17 protein-coding genes are annotated in these 12,529 nt (G+C 51.2%); 8 read left to right on the top strand and 9 right to left on the bottom strand.

Annotated elements, in window-relative coordinates; translation table 11 throughout:
- Positions 1 to 177: 177 nt before the first annotated feature.
- Positions 178 to 621 (top strand): hypothetical protein, encoded by a 444-nt coding sequence (locus FIU85_RS21620; protein ID WP_152498468.1) that lies wholly within the window; start codon positions 178 to 180, stop codon positions 619 to 621.
- A 632-nt stretch (positions 622 to 1,253) separates the two neighbouring features.
- Here FIU85_RS21620 and FIU85_RS21615 read toward each other — a convergent pair.
- The 6 genes from FIU85_RS21615 to FIU85_RS22185 form a co-directional block, all read right to left on the bottom strand.
- Positions 1,254 to 2,573 (bottom strand): type II toxin-antitoxin system HipA family toxin, encoded by a 1,320-nt coding sequence (locus tag FIU85_RS21615; protein WP_152498467.1) that lies wholly within the window; start codon positions 2,571 to 2,573, stop codon positions 1,254 to 1,256.
- Positions 2,573 to 2,920 carry a helix-turn-helix domain-containing protein gene (locus FIU85_RS21610; RefSeq protein WP_152498466.1) on the bottom strand — a complete coding sequence of 116 codons (348 nt, stop codon included), beginning with the start codon at positions 2,918 to 2,920 and terminating at the stop codon, positions 2,573 to 2,575. Before FIU85_RS21610 ends, FIU85_RS21615 begins: the two co-directional genes overlap by 1 nt.
- 335 nt (positions 2,921 to 3,255) lie before the next feature.
- Positions 3,256 to 3,654, bottom strand: a complete 399-nt coding sequence (locus FIU85_RS21605; RefSeq protein WP_152498465.1) for a hypothetical protein — start codon at positions 3,652 to 3,654, stop codon at positions 3,256 to 3,258.
- Between the two features lie 48 nt (positions 3,655 to 3,702).
- A complete protein-coding gene (locus tag FIU85_RS21600; protein WP_152498464.1) occupies positions 3,703 to 4,482 on the bottom strand; it encodes a hypothetical protein in 780 nt (259 codons plus the stop codon).
- A 70-nt stretch (positions 4,483 to 4,552) separates the two neighbouring features.
- Entirely contained in the window at positions 4,553 to 4,738 is a 186-nt protein-coding gene (locus FIU85_RS21595) for a hypothetical protein (RefSeq protein WP_152498463.1), read from the bottom strand.
- A 27-nt stretch (positions 4,739 to 4,765) separates the two neighbouring features.
- Positions 4,766 to 4,930 carry a hypothetical protein gene (locus FIU85_RS22185; RefSeq protein ID WP_172978969.1) on the bottom strand — a complete coding sequence of 55 codons (165 nt, stop codon included), beginning with the start codon at positions 4,928 to 4,930 and terminating at the stop codon, positions 4,766 to 4,768.
- Positions 4,931 to 5,308: 378 nt separating this feature from the next.
- Between FIU85_RS22185 and FIU85_RS22180 the strand changes: the two genes are divergently transcribed.
- The 7 genes from FIU85_RS22180 to FIU85_RS21565 all read left to right on the top strand — a co-directional run bounded on the left by FIU85_RS22180 (position 5,309) and on the right by FIU85_RS21565 (position 10,187).
- Positions 5,309 to 5,728, top strand: coding sequence for a hypothetical protein (locus tag FIU85_RS22180; protein WP_172978968.1), 420 nt, complete (start codon positions 5,309 to 5,311; stop codon positions 5,726 to 5,728).
- A gap of 238 nt (positions 5,729 to 5,966) precedes the next feature.
- A complete protein-coding gene (locus tag FIU85_RS21590; RefSeq protein WP_172978967.1) occupies positions 5,967 to 6,350 on the top strand; it encodes a hypothetical protein in 384 nt (127 codons plus the stop codon).
- 173 nt (positions 6,351 to 6,523) lie between these two features.
- Positions 6,524 to 7,666: a helix-turn-helix domain-containing protein gene (locus FIU85_RS21585; protein ID WP_172978966.1), complete on the top strand. Its 1,143-nt coding sequence runs from the start codon at positions 6,524 to 6,526 to the stop codon at positions 7,664 to 7,666.
- A 372-nt stretch (positions 7,667 to 8,038) separates the two neighbouring features.
- Positions 8,039 to 8,986, top strand: a complete 948-nt coding sequence (locus tag FIU85_RS21580; RefSeq protein WP_152498460.1) for a hypothetical protein — start codon at positions 8,039 to 8,041, stop codon at positions 8,984 to 8,986.
- A complete protein-coding gene (locus FIU85_RS21575; protein WP_152498459.1) occupies positions 8,979 to 9,290 on the top strand; it encodes a nucleotidyltransferase domain-containing protein in 312 nt (103 codons plus the stop codon). Before FIU85_RS21580 ends, FIU85_RS21575 begins: the two co-directional genes overlap by 8 nt.
- A 109-nt stretch (positions 9,291 to 9,399) precedes the next feature.
- Positions 9,400 to 9,729 (top strand): type II toxin-antitoxin system PrlF family antitoxin, encoded by a 330-nt coding sequence (locus FIU85_RS21570; RefSeq protein WP_152498458.1) that lies wholly within the window; start codon positions 9,400 to 9,402, stop codon positions 9,727 to 9,729.
- Positions 9,726 to 10,187, top strand: coding sequence for a type II toxin-antitoxin system YhaV family toxin (locus FIU85_RS21565; protein ID WP_254703096.1), 462 nt, complete (start codon positions 9,726 to 9,728; stop codon positions 10,185 to 10,187). The genes FIU85_RS21570 and FIU85_RS21565 overlap by 4 nt, the downstream gene beginning before the upstream one ends.
- On the opposite strand, the gene FIU85_RS21560 is transcribed toward FIU85_RS21565, so the two are convergent.
- The 3 genes from FIU85_RS21560 to FIU85_RS21550 form a co-directional block, all read right to left on the bottom strand.
- A complete protein-coding gene (locus tag FIU85_RS21560; protein ID WP_152498457.1) occupies positions 10,150 to 10,569 on the bottom strand; it encodes a hypothetical protein in 420 nt (139 codons plus the stop codon). The two genes, FIU85_RS21565 and FIU85_RS21560, sit on opposite strands and share 38 nt — an antisense overlap.
- A gap of 236 nt (positions 10,570 to 10,805) precedes the next feature.
- Positions 10,806 to 11,174, bottom strand: coding sequence for a hypothetical protein (locus FIU85_RS21555; RefSeq protein ID WP_152498456.1), 369 nt, complete (start codon positions 11,172 to 11,174; stop codon positions 10,806 to 10,808).
- A 53-nt stretch (positions 11,175 to 11,227) separates the two neighbouring features.
- The gene (locus FIU85_RS21550; protein ID WP_172978965.1) at positions 11,228 to 12,211 is read right to left on the bottom strand and encodes a site-specific integrase; all 984 of its coding nucleotides are present in this window, start codon (positions 12,209 to 12,211) and stop codon (positions 11,228 to 11,230) included.
- Between the last annotated feature and the right edge of the window lie 318 nt (positions 12,212 to 12,529).

The following is a 12,529-nucleotide window of genomic DNA, read 5'->3' as shown; positions in this document are numbered from 1 at the left end:
ATGTTCACAAGCTAGATGAAAGATAGGCCCAAGTCTAGAGAGTATTTAATTCGAGGAACTTATAGGGGTCCTTCCAAATATTTTACATTCACTGCAAATTAAAATATCGAGGCCATTTGACATGCGCCATGGGATGACAATGTAAATAATATACATATTTTCGAGGAGGCGCATAATTTGACGAAACGAGAAAACCTTTCAGAATCAGAATGTCTGGAAAAGCAGATCCAAGAACTCAGAGAAAAACAAAAGCGAGCCAAACAGGAAGAACGCCGACGCTTCAAGAACCAAGTAAGGATCGCCCATGAAGCCATCGGAGAATGCTTTCATGAGCTCATGGACAGCACTTCTAACAACGAACAGGTAGCCATCACTATCTGGCGAGATGCATTCAAGATCATTGCCCAAGAGCGATATTCCAAGACCTCCAAGAAAGCGAAATCTCGCGCCGAGGCACTCGTCGAAGTTTTCGGCTTCCAGATAGCAGAAGACGACCGCACCAATGTTGACAACGACACCCCCGCTCAACCCGAGCAGGATCGCAGTCCCTTCGGGTTCCTTGGCAACCGGGGCAACTCCCATGAGCGTTCCAATGTTGACAATTCCGGCGGCGAACACTGACACGGACTAAGAATGCCTTTCCCCACGAAGGGGAGGGGCTCCTTCCCAACAACTTTTCGAAAGAGAGCAGTTACATGATGAAGAGAGAAAGCATTATCCCCGTAATCCTGATCGCCCTGCTTTTTGGGCCAGGATTACTGAGCTTCATTGGAGTGATTGAGAACCCTGCAGAGCGGGAAGATAGAGCCGAGCCTGAGAAGGCATCTTACCAAAGTGCAGGATAGACCCGACTCCAAGGTTAATTCACGGGTCTAGCGGAAGAATGATGGAGGACAATTCTATTTGTATGCTGTCTGTTCGCCATGCCGCAATTTGTGATAACGACATGATGTGCCCGAAGCTTGTCTACCAGCGGGATGCCGACGGCTCTCTGCCTACCGGACCCTTCAAGGAAATCTGGAGGTGTTAGTGGAGAGAGATCTTGCAGAAGGGAAGATGGAAATCTCAGTTTTGAATATGACGGTGGCCCTCACATGCTTCGCTGGAACATGTCATCGGGTGAATACGAGCTCTATGAACTCTGCTAATCCGCATTTTAGCTAACAGGTTTGCTAGCTAACTCTATTCAACCTCCTGGCCCAGCGCCGGGGGGTTTTTCTTCGCGAACCTCCCCAAGAGAGTTCTGGAACGCTTCAGGCATCAGCTCTGAGGCGTCCGCCTATTCTCAAAGCGTTGTCTTCGACGAGTTCTGCAACATGATCGACGATCTCGGGCGTTGCTCCTGGAAGTGAGGCGACGCGCTTAGTTGCCTCGACGCGATGCGCCACCATAGCATCGATGAGCTCGGCGACACGACGGCGTAGGGAAGGGGCGTTCAATCCGGCACTCTCGGCAATCGCATCCCAGTGACGCGGCGCGATATCGACGGGCTTGCGTTTCTTGCCAGCGATCTTCTGTGCATGATACTGATTTACATGATCCCATGAGAGTACTGTTGAGACGTCATAAAGCGGGGCCATCGATGTCCCGCTGCGCAGGAGAATTGAATAGTTCTTGGCATGCGCATCAGTATTCGCACAAAGAATATTGAAGATCAGCTGATCATGAAGGGCGAGAGCGTCCGCTGGCGGCAGGTGATCACCGGTCAGCAGGAGGCGCGTCATATCGAGGCCCGTAACGGTCCCCTGTTCATATTTCTGGCCAGGATAGATACCGTTCGCTTGCGCGAAATCTTCCTGGTGTAGACGGCGAAGAGTGCCGTCTTTGCGCTGAGTACGATCATACCGCGCGACGGCCAGGGCGGTCCGGTCTTCCGCTTCCATGATGGTACATTCGGCAACTGGTAACCCGATCAGGCCCGCAAGCGTCAGGCAATATGCCTCATTCTCAACGATGCCGGGCAAGCGAGGATTGTCAGGCTTTATGATGATGGTAGAAGGCGCACCGTTCTTCGGAACAGCGAGCCGATCACCTGTTTGTGGTAACCCAAGCCTTGGCCTCCCTTCCTCGTCGATAACGGCCAGCGCGGTCTTCTTCTGACCACCTGCAAGCGATAGCCGCACCCCGTCTTCACCAACCAGGAAGGGCCGCTTGCCAAGGTCGTCAAAATGTCGGGCCAGAGCCGCGCTCTCAGACGCCTTACCATAGTAATCCTGCAAACTTTCGTAGCTCCAGTCATCCCGGATGCTGGGCTCACCAATCGAGATTGCGCCTGCGGTATCTCCGCCGATTTCGCGCAGGATGGCGAGCGCATCGGAACTCGAAAGCCCGAGAGCACGTGACAAAGAGATCAGTTGATCTTCTTCGGGAAGCAGGTTCGAAAGCCAAGGTGTGATGATTTCGTCAGGGAATGAGCCACGCTGAAGGGGGAGTGTTAAAGAGAGCGGGAAGTTGTTTCGTGTCCCGAGCCACTTTGGATCGTACTCGAAGGAAAGATCGCCGCCTGGGGACAGATGAAGGTTCCCGACGGCAAACTTTCCGTAGAAGACCGTAATTGTTTCGCCTTCGGCCATCAATCATCATCCAGGTCGTAGCCGTCCTGCTCCGTGTCAGGAAAGGTCTCAGAGGAGAGAGTTTGAGTCTGGAAAAGAGATGGAAGCTCGGTTCTCAGAGCGCGCGACAAGGACACAAGAGTAGACAGCTTGAGATCCCGTGTACCGCGCTCGATGTGCGATAGGGTCGGAATCGTTGACCCGGACAGGCGCGACAGGTCTTCCAGGCTGAGACCCAGATCCTTTCGCCGGATTCGGATACTTGCTCCGATCTTTTCTGCCCATTTCAGTGTTTCCGCCGACTGTTTCACGCCGCTCTCCTTTATCATGCAGGATAAATAAGGGCTCATTCGGGCAAAATCAATCATATTTTATCGCGCAGGATAAAAAGGCCCTGTTTCCTTGCCTAAACAGGCAAAATTTATCTTACAGGATAAAACTTTTCAATTTGCTCTCTACCCAGGAGGCGTCTCTTAAGGAGGCCTCACCAAGAACCAACCGGTTCAGTACTTCGCCACGGCAGAGATTATTGGAGAGCTCGAAGTTCGAGGACTGACGCGAAAGGAAATCCAGGCAGCGTGGGGATTATCGAAGGAAACCTACTTTCGCAGGACCGCAGAATTCCGCAGCATGCGCGATTAATCACTCAATAAGGTTGAAAGTGAAGAGGACCTGCCAAGAACGGGGCTTTTCCTATGAACGGTTACTGTTGCTCTTCGCCCGCTTCGGCTGGTCTTCGAAAGCCACGGATGATCCAGAGCCCGGCCAAGCCGAGAAGCAGGCTGCCGAAAATTGGTATGCCCGTTGCCGCGAAAAAGATTACGAGCTTGTTCTCAGCCTTCTCCCAAGTCGCTTTCTTTTCAGCCCAGACCCTTACGTGATCTCCTCGAACCTTTTCCCGGCTGTAGGTCGTATCCTTGCTCGGGATGTAGATCCTGTCGCCATCCGTTGACTTCAGCAAGTCCGTCATCTGTGCCGTCGCTTTATCGAGGCGGAACCAGAGGACAACTTCCTTGTCAGGACGCTCCATTACGAAGACGAACACTAGCCAGATCGCAGATGCCACGATCCAGAGCCTTAAAAAACCAGTCTTCCAGTTCATTGTGGACGACCTCCTCTTCGCGACATGATGGATCATCATTCCTGATGTCTAAGCCGGGTCCGGACGAACCATGTTCGAGGCCTTGCCAAGACAGTAGGGACACCCGTTGGGCCAGTCTTCAAAAGTGCACATAATGCAGTCCTCGTCTGTTTTCTGTCTGCATCCCTCGCAAACGAGATCCTGCTTCAGCGTTTCCAAGTCTTTGCCTGACTGGAGGATCCGCCTTAGGCGGGCCTTGGTGATCGTTCCAGTTCGCTTGCACTGGGCGCAGAACGCCATCATGTTCATGCCAGAGGTAACCCAGTCGTCCAGCGAAGAGCTAACGCTGCTGAGGTGATCCAAGAGCGTCTCGATGTGAATAAGGTCCGAGGCCGCATTCTCTCCAAGACGTTTTTCGATTTCGTCGTGATAGAAGCCGGATGCGCCTAAAAAGGTCTTCCTTGTCCCAACCTTACTAGGGCTCTTGTAAGCTGTTGCCTTGATGACGTCGCTCACCCGAACGAAGTCCGCACTCAACTCGTCCGTCTCATGATACCTGACTATGAGATCCCATACAGGCTGGCCTTCTAACTTCATTGACGCCTGATAGACGGCTAAGCGAGGATTTTCATCCAACTCCTCATAATAACGGATCTTCAATCCCCGCAGCTTAGGGTCCGGAAATCTTGGCATGCCTCTAGACCCATGAAGCATTTTCATAAGTTTTTCGAGGAGATTACCAAGGCTACTAAGGGACATTTCGCCGAGAACGACATCCTCAGGTCGCCGGGGTTCAATCAACTTTAGAATTTCCCGACTGTTACGCGTTGAAATTGTCTCGATTGCCATTGTTCCTCAATCTACCTAAAGCGATGGCGGCTCCATCCCGCTTCCGCAACGGTCTTCTACGTAAATAAATTTAATCCAGGAGAAGCTCGGGCCTGCTTTTTTCGTAGTCTTCACGCCAGAGCTGGAGCTTGTGGAACCTTCCATCGACGGCAGCGATCAGAACCTGGTCGCCAGCTGGACCATCAAGGATATAGCTGCCTGAGATCTCATCGGCCCAATTGATTTCCAATTGCCTGGTCTCCATGAGCTTCTCCATGATCTCTTTCGGACTGTAGTCGCAGCCTCAGATCATGTGACAATTGAAGAGAATCCCGGAGATCTGGCCATTCTCTTCGATCTTGTACCCGCCAGAGGGGACACCATCCTTCTCACAGCCGATTTCTCCCGGTTTATCGATCTCGCTGCACATCCCGAGGATCGCTTCGATTTCCCGAGGAGTGGAATCCATGTTCAACCCTCGCACCGTGATCGGCACTGGATCCGCCAGCGCAGGGAGCCCGATAAAACACATACTCGCCACCAAAAAAACTTCTCACAGAGCATTCCCCTTCATTCATGATATCACCCCGATTTGTCATCCAACCAGCTCACAAAACTCACAACATTTCCGCCACCGATTCTACCTCAAACGCAGGTTCGAATAAGGCCTATTTCGGTGATCGCATCTGAAGACTGCTCCGGAAGCCATTGTAATCACAGTATTTACCGGACTGCATTTAGTCTAAACCGTGCCGTGAGAGACCACCACAGCTTCGGCATGTAAGTCTCTGGAAAATTTGACTTAAGAAAGAGCAATCTCTGTAAGTTACGGGAATCTCTTGCAGAAATGCGTCAACTTCGTGATTATCACTTCCAACGAGAACAAATAAATGGAGGTGGTAACGAGCAGCTTCCCAAAACGAAGAAAGCCCAGGAGCTGGAACTCCCGAGCTTCCATGAGATCTACAGTGAAGTAGTCCTGCGGTTTCCCAATCAGGATACTCACCGGAAAAGACAAAGCAAGCGAAAACTGCTGTTTTCGTCACAGGTATCCTTTGTTTTTCTTCCTGAGTGTTCGGGCGGCAAGAATACCAGAAATGGTGTTCGGCCAGGCGAAAATCACCAGATTTCAACGAAAGCACAGGACGGCCCTTGGCCTGAGCACACCGGCAAGCGACAATGCCAAGATACCGAGCGCCAGAATCGGAGAGGATCGAGCGATGACATAAGCCTGAAACGAGAAGGACCCCCAGAGCGCCAACTCTGAAGGTCCTTAGAAGATGTTCCCGGTGGGAAGCCCTCAACAACAATTCCCGAGAAGCTTCCCACCTACAAAGACCGGAATCAAGCGAAAAGTCATTTTTTCGCTCCGAAAGGTGTGACCTGTAGAAATCTGAGAAAATACAGAAAACATACTATTGATGGTGTTCAGGCATTCAAAATCACCAAAATAGGCCGGTTTGGGACAGATAAGGGGCTTTGCAGGAAAGCTGGCACAAGCGACAATGCAGGAAGTCGAATCTAGAGTCGGAAAGGCAGACTACATGGCAGTCAAATACCACGACATCACAGACCAGAGCCTGATCGCGAGGATCTCTACGACAAAGATGTCCGTGGTAGGAGACAAAAGCTTGCCGGTACATGTGCGCGGAAGCTTCATATTTATGATTGGAGCTTCTCAGCACGATGCAGACCGAGATGTGATGAAGCACAGCCTGTCGCTCGGCGAGTTCAAGAAGGTAGCGAAGATAAAGTCTTCTGAAGACGCGATGAAGCAATTGAGCCTGTTGAAAGACTCTGGCTGGATCGAGGTCACGATTAACGATGACCAGGTGTCATACAGAATTCCACTAAAACAGGAGAAGGAGGTAACCCAGACAGACGCCTAGAATAAGAGAAGCCCCCGGAGAAACTCCGAGGGCCTTAATCAACCCAGCGGGCCGATAAATCTCATCTGTCGCAAGTTGAGATTACCAGCCTCCCAGAATCAGAACAAGCGAAAAAATACAATTTTCGCATCGAGGGAGGCTTGCCTGCTCATAATATAAATGAGGACAGAGCAGTGAGCAGTATTCAAGAACCGGCGAAAAGGCCGACAACATACTTAATCAGAAGGAAGCTGAGGAGAGACGAGCGCCTAACAGAGCAGGGCCCGATTACTCTTTTCTTTATCCTTCTGGAGTTTATCAACAACCAGACGGGTGAATGCTTCCCGTCTCTTGAGACGCTTTCGAAAGAAACTCGTATCAAATCTCGGACCACGCTGCTGAAGCATTTAAATACCTTGGAACGCCTCGGGTACATCCGAATTCACTCGGGAAAGACCAGAAAATCGGTGAATACGTATACTGTTCTCTTGGGCAATGCCGAGCAGGGCAACCCGCAAGACCAGGTGTCCAGTAAATGGACATCAAAGGCATCTTCAGGTGTTCAGCAATTGGACACGTCGGCAGATCAGGTGTCCAATCATTGTGATCCAGGTGTTCAATCAATGGACAGAGAACTTACCCAAGTTAACTTAGATTCCCCCTCTATCCCCCAGACCGGCGATCTCGATGCCGAGCAGGGAGAGAGAGAAATCGATATTTTCTCAGAAGATCAGGAAGCCAAGCCCGAGCCGGTTCACCAGCAATCCGACACGGCAGGGCAGGGGGCAACAGTCCACCACCTACCTCTCACCAGGAAAAGATGGATCCCTTCAAAGCCGAGGATCGAGGAGATCTCGAAGGAAGATCGTGAGATGATCTCCTTGTTGAACCATCATTTTGGAGGAAATATCCAAAACCCGGATCGGCAGGCCATTCATGTGGCGAAGGAGCTGCTAGCGAAGTACGCGGGCTTGGATACGACACCTGAGAAGTTGGATGCAGATGACGTCGAGGCCTGGATCGAACGGTTCTGGTCGGAGAAGGGCCTTCGCAAGCTATCACCGGAAGCAGCTCACGGGTTGGCCAATGGCCTGGTCGAGAAGCTTACCCCTGCGCAGTTCCAGGTAGCTTGCCAGAAGATCAAAGCGGGCTGGCAGCCCTACTGGCGAAACGCGCCTTCGCTTCAAAGCATCATCGATGCAGGGACCAATTCCCCCGCTGCTCAGGGGAGCTCAGATGCTGGGCGAATCCGGATGCTCCAGGGGCTGCTCGATGTCTGTCTTCGTCGGAGGCCGGATCTGGCAGGCGCAGAGCAGAGGGAGGTGGTGGCGGTATGAACCAGCTGATCGAGAAACCTCTTCACTCGGTGATATTCAAGTCATTCAGAACTAATATTTTTCTGTTTGACGCTCCTGACGAACACAGTCAGAAGGCCGGTTCGCCGGGAATGAGCCCGGAAGTGAGTGGATTGAGTGGCCCGTCGGTCCTAAGGGTCGGCGGACCACACCTTCACCCGAACCAAGACAAGAACCTTTCTCCATCCGGTGCCGCCCTTAACCTCTTCGAGAGGTGTCATGCCTGAATTCTGTAGTTTCTTTGTGTTTCCGCCGGAGGAGATCGAACTTGTCCAAGCCATTTGCCGAAAGGCGAACTGGTCTGCCAGTGCTATTACCGACCCTTCGCACAGGTATAAATTCACGGAAACTGGAATGTCCGAAGTTTCTCGCGCTAATGCGCTTCAGGACTTTGAATACTTGCGTGACGGAGAGGAATACGGGCAGTTACTCGTTCTTGAAACCGAAGAGCAGGAGCAGGCAAAAAATATCGTTCAATTGATCAGTGCAGCCTGCATTGTCCTAGAAGGCTGCCTTGATCAGAAGGGCCTGCCAACACACGCTTTTCCTCTTTCAAGCGATCCTTCCACACGCGGAGAAGTTTTCGAGTCTGTCTTCCAAAAAGATCCCTATTTTAAGCAATTTACGCATCGCGATCCCCTTCCAATTGCTGTCGCGATGGCGGCAGCGGCGTGGGACGATAGGGCGCTTGTGTACGCAATCCATAAGCTTGCAATGAGTTACGAAATCGAGCATGTGACACCCTGGTCAATGCACCCCTGGAAGGGGCAAGTGTTCGAGAAACACACCGAAGATTTCGCATCCCATGTCGGAACATCAGTAGCGATCAACCTCGCATACTCGTCCATCGAAGAACTCCGCCTCACAGTCCAAGCAAGCAGCGAGAAACCGCGATCTCTCAAGGGATCGGGAAAATATAGATTTGCCTGGAATCCGGAAGTCTTGGAGCCCTTTAAGGAGCGATTGGAACAAGCAGGAATAAGCCGCTCAGCGACCGTCGATTGGGTGACACGAGGTGATAAGACCGAAGTCCCGATCTATGAAATAATCGACACTCTGTGCGAATATTCGGATGGTCTCGAAATCCGCGACCGGGAAGTTCCCGTACCTGATGCCATTAATTTCTGTGAGTACCTACGCAACACGATGACCGCACATGCGTTCTCTAGTTCGACGTCGCGTCTTGGTCCTTACGAAGTCTATAATACACAGCACGTCGCAAGGTTCTTGATCCTGTCCAAGTGTAATCTTTGGAGAGTTCGAGCGGATGATCTGAGGAAACGGTATCAGCAAGATGACTGATTATTCCGAGTGCCAGCCCCTTCTCGATCTCGTCGTGCAGGAGCTGGATGTGGCGGAGATCTGGCTCTTCGGCAGCCGTGCCCGAGGCGATCACCGGGAGAATTCAGATTGGGATCTCCTCATCGTGCTGAATGATGACGCTCAGGCAGAGCATGAAAACCTGAAGACTCTCTGGGAGCTTAAACGGAGATCAGGCGTTCCTGGTGATCTCTTTCCATGCAGAAAGAGCGATTTCGACGGCTGCAAGGGTGTTGTGAACACCTTGAGTTATATCGCCTGGAGGGAGGGCGTTCGGTTGGTTTGAGGGTTCTCTCAAGATCAGAGCTTTGTCTTGAGAAATTGACAAAGTAAGATTTCAGCCTTACTTCTAGGAGCACTGATGTTCCACACTCGCTATCGGGAGAGCGCGAGCTATGGCTGATATTGAGAAAATTACGACAGCCTCCTCAAAGGGGCAAATCACCGTGCCTCAAGAGTTTCGCGACGCGCTGGGTATTGCGAAAGGGACCAAGCTCGTCTGCAAAATCAAAGGCGGTGAGCTCCGTGTGAAGGTCGTGGAAGCCCACCTGCAAGCAATGGGTGATGATCCTGTTCTTGGTCAGTTCCTGGGACTTGTCAGCAAGGACATCACATCGAACGGCACTCTCTTCGACATGCCGAGGGGTATCGCATCTCGAATGGAGGCCGCTGCCCAGGAAGACGTTGATCTGGATGAGGAAATCGAAGGCGACGTCGCAATTTGAGTAAGCCGACCATCGTGAACGGATGGCGGCTGCTCTTCCATCCGCTCTTCATCGGTCAGATGATCACGCTCGATGCAGCGGCTCAGAAGGCGCTTCCAGACAATCCAGGCAACACGAACGTCAAACTTTTCAACCAGGTCTCGAAGCTGATCATGGAGAGGATCCCTACCGATCCAGCTGGCCCAGAGTTCCGCCAGGGAAAGACTATGGGTCCTCTCTACAAGCACTGGAGACGGGCCAAATTCGGCGGCAATCGCTTCCGCCTCTATTTCCGGTACTCCGAGAAGGACAAGCTGATCGCAATCGTCTGGATGAATGACGAGAAAGGCATGCGCAAAAGGGGCGACAGGAACGATCCATACGTTGTCTTCCGAAAGATGCTTGAATCAGAAGAGCCACCTGACAGCTTGGACGACCTGTTTAAGGCGTGCAAGGACGGCTGGAAACCTCCTGAGTGAACCCCTGATCAGCAATGACTGACTGCATCTGATCTACGAGCTCCTGGCTATCGATCTTCTGTAGAAGACTGCACTGACGTCGGAGGTGAACGTTGTCTTGATGCTCCTTGGGGAGGTTTTTGATGCGCATGCCTGCTTTCCCAGGGGTCCGGCTCGGATCGGAGACGAATTTGCCAAAGCGGGGCAGGATATCCAGGGTTCTAACGCCCTCGGCCAAATCGCATGCGACATGGAAGGTAAATGCCAGGCGACACATCAGAACCGGGAACATCTCCCGGTCAGGATCTTCGGGAAAAGCTTCCTCGGCCAAAGCATCGAGCTCCTGGAAACCCGAAGACGTTGAGATATCGATCCGGTTGAGCTTAAAGACGGAAATAGACAACTAAATCTCTTTGGTTACGGTTGTTAACAAGTGACACACTTCACGGAATAAAAGGGCCAGGCAAGAACCTGACCCTTTTGTGCAAACGTCTTTTAAACCTGAGCGCCTACGCTCATTGGGTAGATCATATATTGTATATTGCAAGCCCAAGTCAATACTATATTTTTTCTCATTTTTCACTCGAAAAATAATATTTCTCTGAGAAATTATCGCTTTGAAATAATTCAAAGTGTATTTTACTTCAGCTTCGGGATAAGGGAAGATTTAACCGGTGTCTCGGATTCCGTTGGATAGTTCTGCGGCTTGAAGTTCTTCGCGTCATCGAAGACTGCCATGCGTCGATCATAAGCCTGTTTCACCTGACTGAGGCGAGGAAGCGCAAGTTCATCGAGATCCGGGTTTGCCGAATGAAAATGCGGATAGTTCTGAAAATTATGGTCTTGCAGTACAACGTGCTCACGCAGCGCCTTCGCGCTCCGTGAAACAAGCTTCTCGCAGATCAAGGCGGTGTTGACCTGAGCGTTAAAGGAAGACTTCCACGTTGGTGATGGTTTCTGCGTAAAAAAACCGGTCTTCCGATGCGAAATAACATACATATTATACATTATATTTTCCAAAAAAAGAATAATAAATAAAAACTGAGCTTTTTAGGCTCTCCTTATAGAAAGCTTGATCCCGCGTGGTTCTTAAATTTCTCATGATCAGCGAAGTATTCACGAACGGTATTCACGTCTTTGTGCCGGGTTTGGTCCATAATCGAGTTGATAGGCGCATCGTTCATACCTGCTGTCGTGACAAAACCGCTCCTCAGGGAATGGCCGGAAAACAGCTTTGGATCGAGCTGTGCATCACACGCTCGGTTCTTGATGATCCGAGCCATCGCATCGCCCGAAAGCTTCATCTCGCGGCAGCGCTTCGCTCCTTTGACGATTGGGCGAAAGACCGGTCCCTCCTCGATACCCGCAGCTTCTAGCCAATCGGTTAAAGCCCTGACTGGTTTAATGATACGACCTTTCGGAACGGTAATTGTCTGACCTGCGCCATCCTGATCGCCTTTTGACTTCCGGATCCGTACGACGACGCCTTTGTCGTTGAACTCTAGGTCATTGAAGGTGAGGTCGGAAAGCTCCGAGCGCCTCATTGCAGAGGCAAAACCGAAGCTGATCAGGGCTCGGTCGCGAATGTCTATGAGATTGACACCTGGGATCTTCGAGAGCATTTGGAGAATGAGATCATCGGTGGCAGGGTGCTTCTTCTCTACCGCCACGCCGAGAGTGCGTTTTATCCCTTTCATTGCTGCCTGCAGTGCACGCGCGTCTTTCTGGCGGGTCGGCGGTATTTCTGACATCTTCAGGTGATAATCCGAGATAGCAGACAGCCGCCTTTCTATAGTCTTTACCTTGCGACCGGACTGGGCTTCGTGGGTGATAAAATATACTACCGTGTCAACCGAAGCAGGCATGCTCTTAAGCTTCCTGGCAGCGCAAAACTGCTCGAAAATCCTCCAGTCAGACGCGTATGCGCGGATCGTTGAGGGAGATTGAGAGGAGGCAACATATTCCGTTGCCTGTACATGAAGATCTGCAAGGTGTGCGGGAGCCGCCGGGATGATTTCGTTTTTTGTATCGCTGATCGTGGTCATGCTGCCTCTATTTTTTATATTGAGTGTACACAACATCCGGTAAAACTCAAATATCTTGTCTCTTAGGTAATATGTAGATTGAAAAACGAAGTTTACTTTATTTATCAGAACAATTTTATACTTCTGAGATTTAAGTTCTCATGTATGCAGAAACCCCCGAGATTCAGTAGGGCAGGGGGCTTTTCAAGCTCTCTGAAGTCTCGTCAGACGGAAATGGCCTCTGAATCTTGGACCTGGGGCGGATGCAGGAATTCGACGTTTGTTTGATGACGTGTTCTTCTCGCCGTTGGCCGGCCTCGCCGTTCCTGCGCCCTCTGG

It is taken from the genome of Roseovarius sp. THAF8, from assembly GCF_009363735.1.
Classification (GTDB): Bacteria; Pseudomonadota; Alphaproteobacteria; order Rhodobacterales; family Rhodobacteraceae; genus Roseovarius.
Note: the sequence above shows the minus strand (reverse complement) of the source record. Positions and strands in the feature narration are given on the sequence as shown.

Excerpts from the sequence above, each read along its gene's own strand:
- FIU85_RS21615 (WP_152498467.1), bottom strand. The coding sequence starts at position 2,573 with ATGGCCGAAGGCGAAACAATTACGGTCTTCTACGGAAAGTTTGCCGTC.
- FIU85_RS21610 (WP_152498466.1), bottom strand. The coding sequence starts at position 2,920 with ATGATTGATTTTGCCCGAATGAGCCCTTATTTATCCTGCATGATAAAG.
- FIU85_RS21605 (WP_152498465.1), bottom strand. The coding sequence starts at position 3,654 with ATGAACTGGAAGACTGGTTTTTTAAGGCTCTGGATCGTGGCATCTGCG.
- FIU85_RS21600 (WP_152498464.1), bottom strand. The coding sequence starts at position 4,482 with ATGGCAATCGAGACAATTTCAACGCGTAACAGTCGGGAAATTCTAAAG.
- FIU85_RS21595 (WP_152498463.1), bottom strand. The coding sequence starts at position 4,738 with ATGGAGAAGCTCATGGAGACCAGGCAATTGGAAATCAATTGGGCCGAT.
- FIU85_RS22185 (WP_172978969.1), bottom strand. The coding sequence starts at position 4,930 with ATGGATTCCACTCCTCGGGAAATCGAAGCGATCCTCGGGATGTGCAGC.
- FIU85_RS22180 (WP_172978968.1), top strand. The coding sequence starts at position 5,309 with ATGCGTCAACTTCGTGATTATCACTTCCAACGAGAACAAATAAATGGA.
- FIU85_RS21590 (WP_172978967.1), top strand. The coding sequence starts at position 5,967 with ATGCAGGAAGTCGAATCTAGAGTCGGAAAGGCAGACTACATGGCAGTC.
- FIU85_RS21580 (WP_152498460.1), top strand. The coding sequence starts at position 8,039 with ATGTCCGAAGTTTCTCGCGCTAATGCGCTTCAGGACTTTGAATACTTG.
- FIU85_RS21575 (WP_152498459.1), top strand. The coding sequence starts at position 8,979 with ATGACTGATTATTCCGAGTGCCAGCCCCTTCTCGATCTCGTCGTGCAG.
- FIU85_RS21570 (WP_152498458.1), top strand. The coding sequence starts at position 9,400 with ATGGCTGATATTGAGAAAATTACGACAGCCTCCTCAAAGGGGCAAATC.
- FIU85_RS21555 (WP_152498456.1), bottom strand. The coding sequence starts at position 11,174 with ATGTATAATATGTATGTTATTTCGCATCGGAAGACCGGTTTTTTTACG.
- FIU85_RS21550 (WP_172978965.1), bottom strand. The coding sequence starts at position 12,211 with ATGACCACGATCAGCGATACAAAAAACGAAATCATCCCGGCGGCTCCC.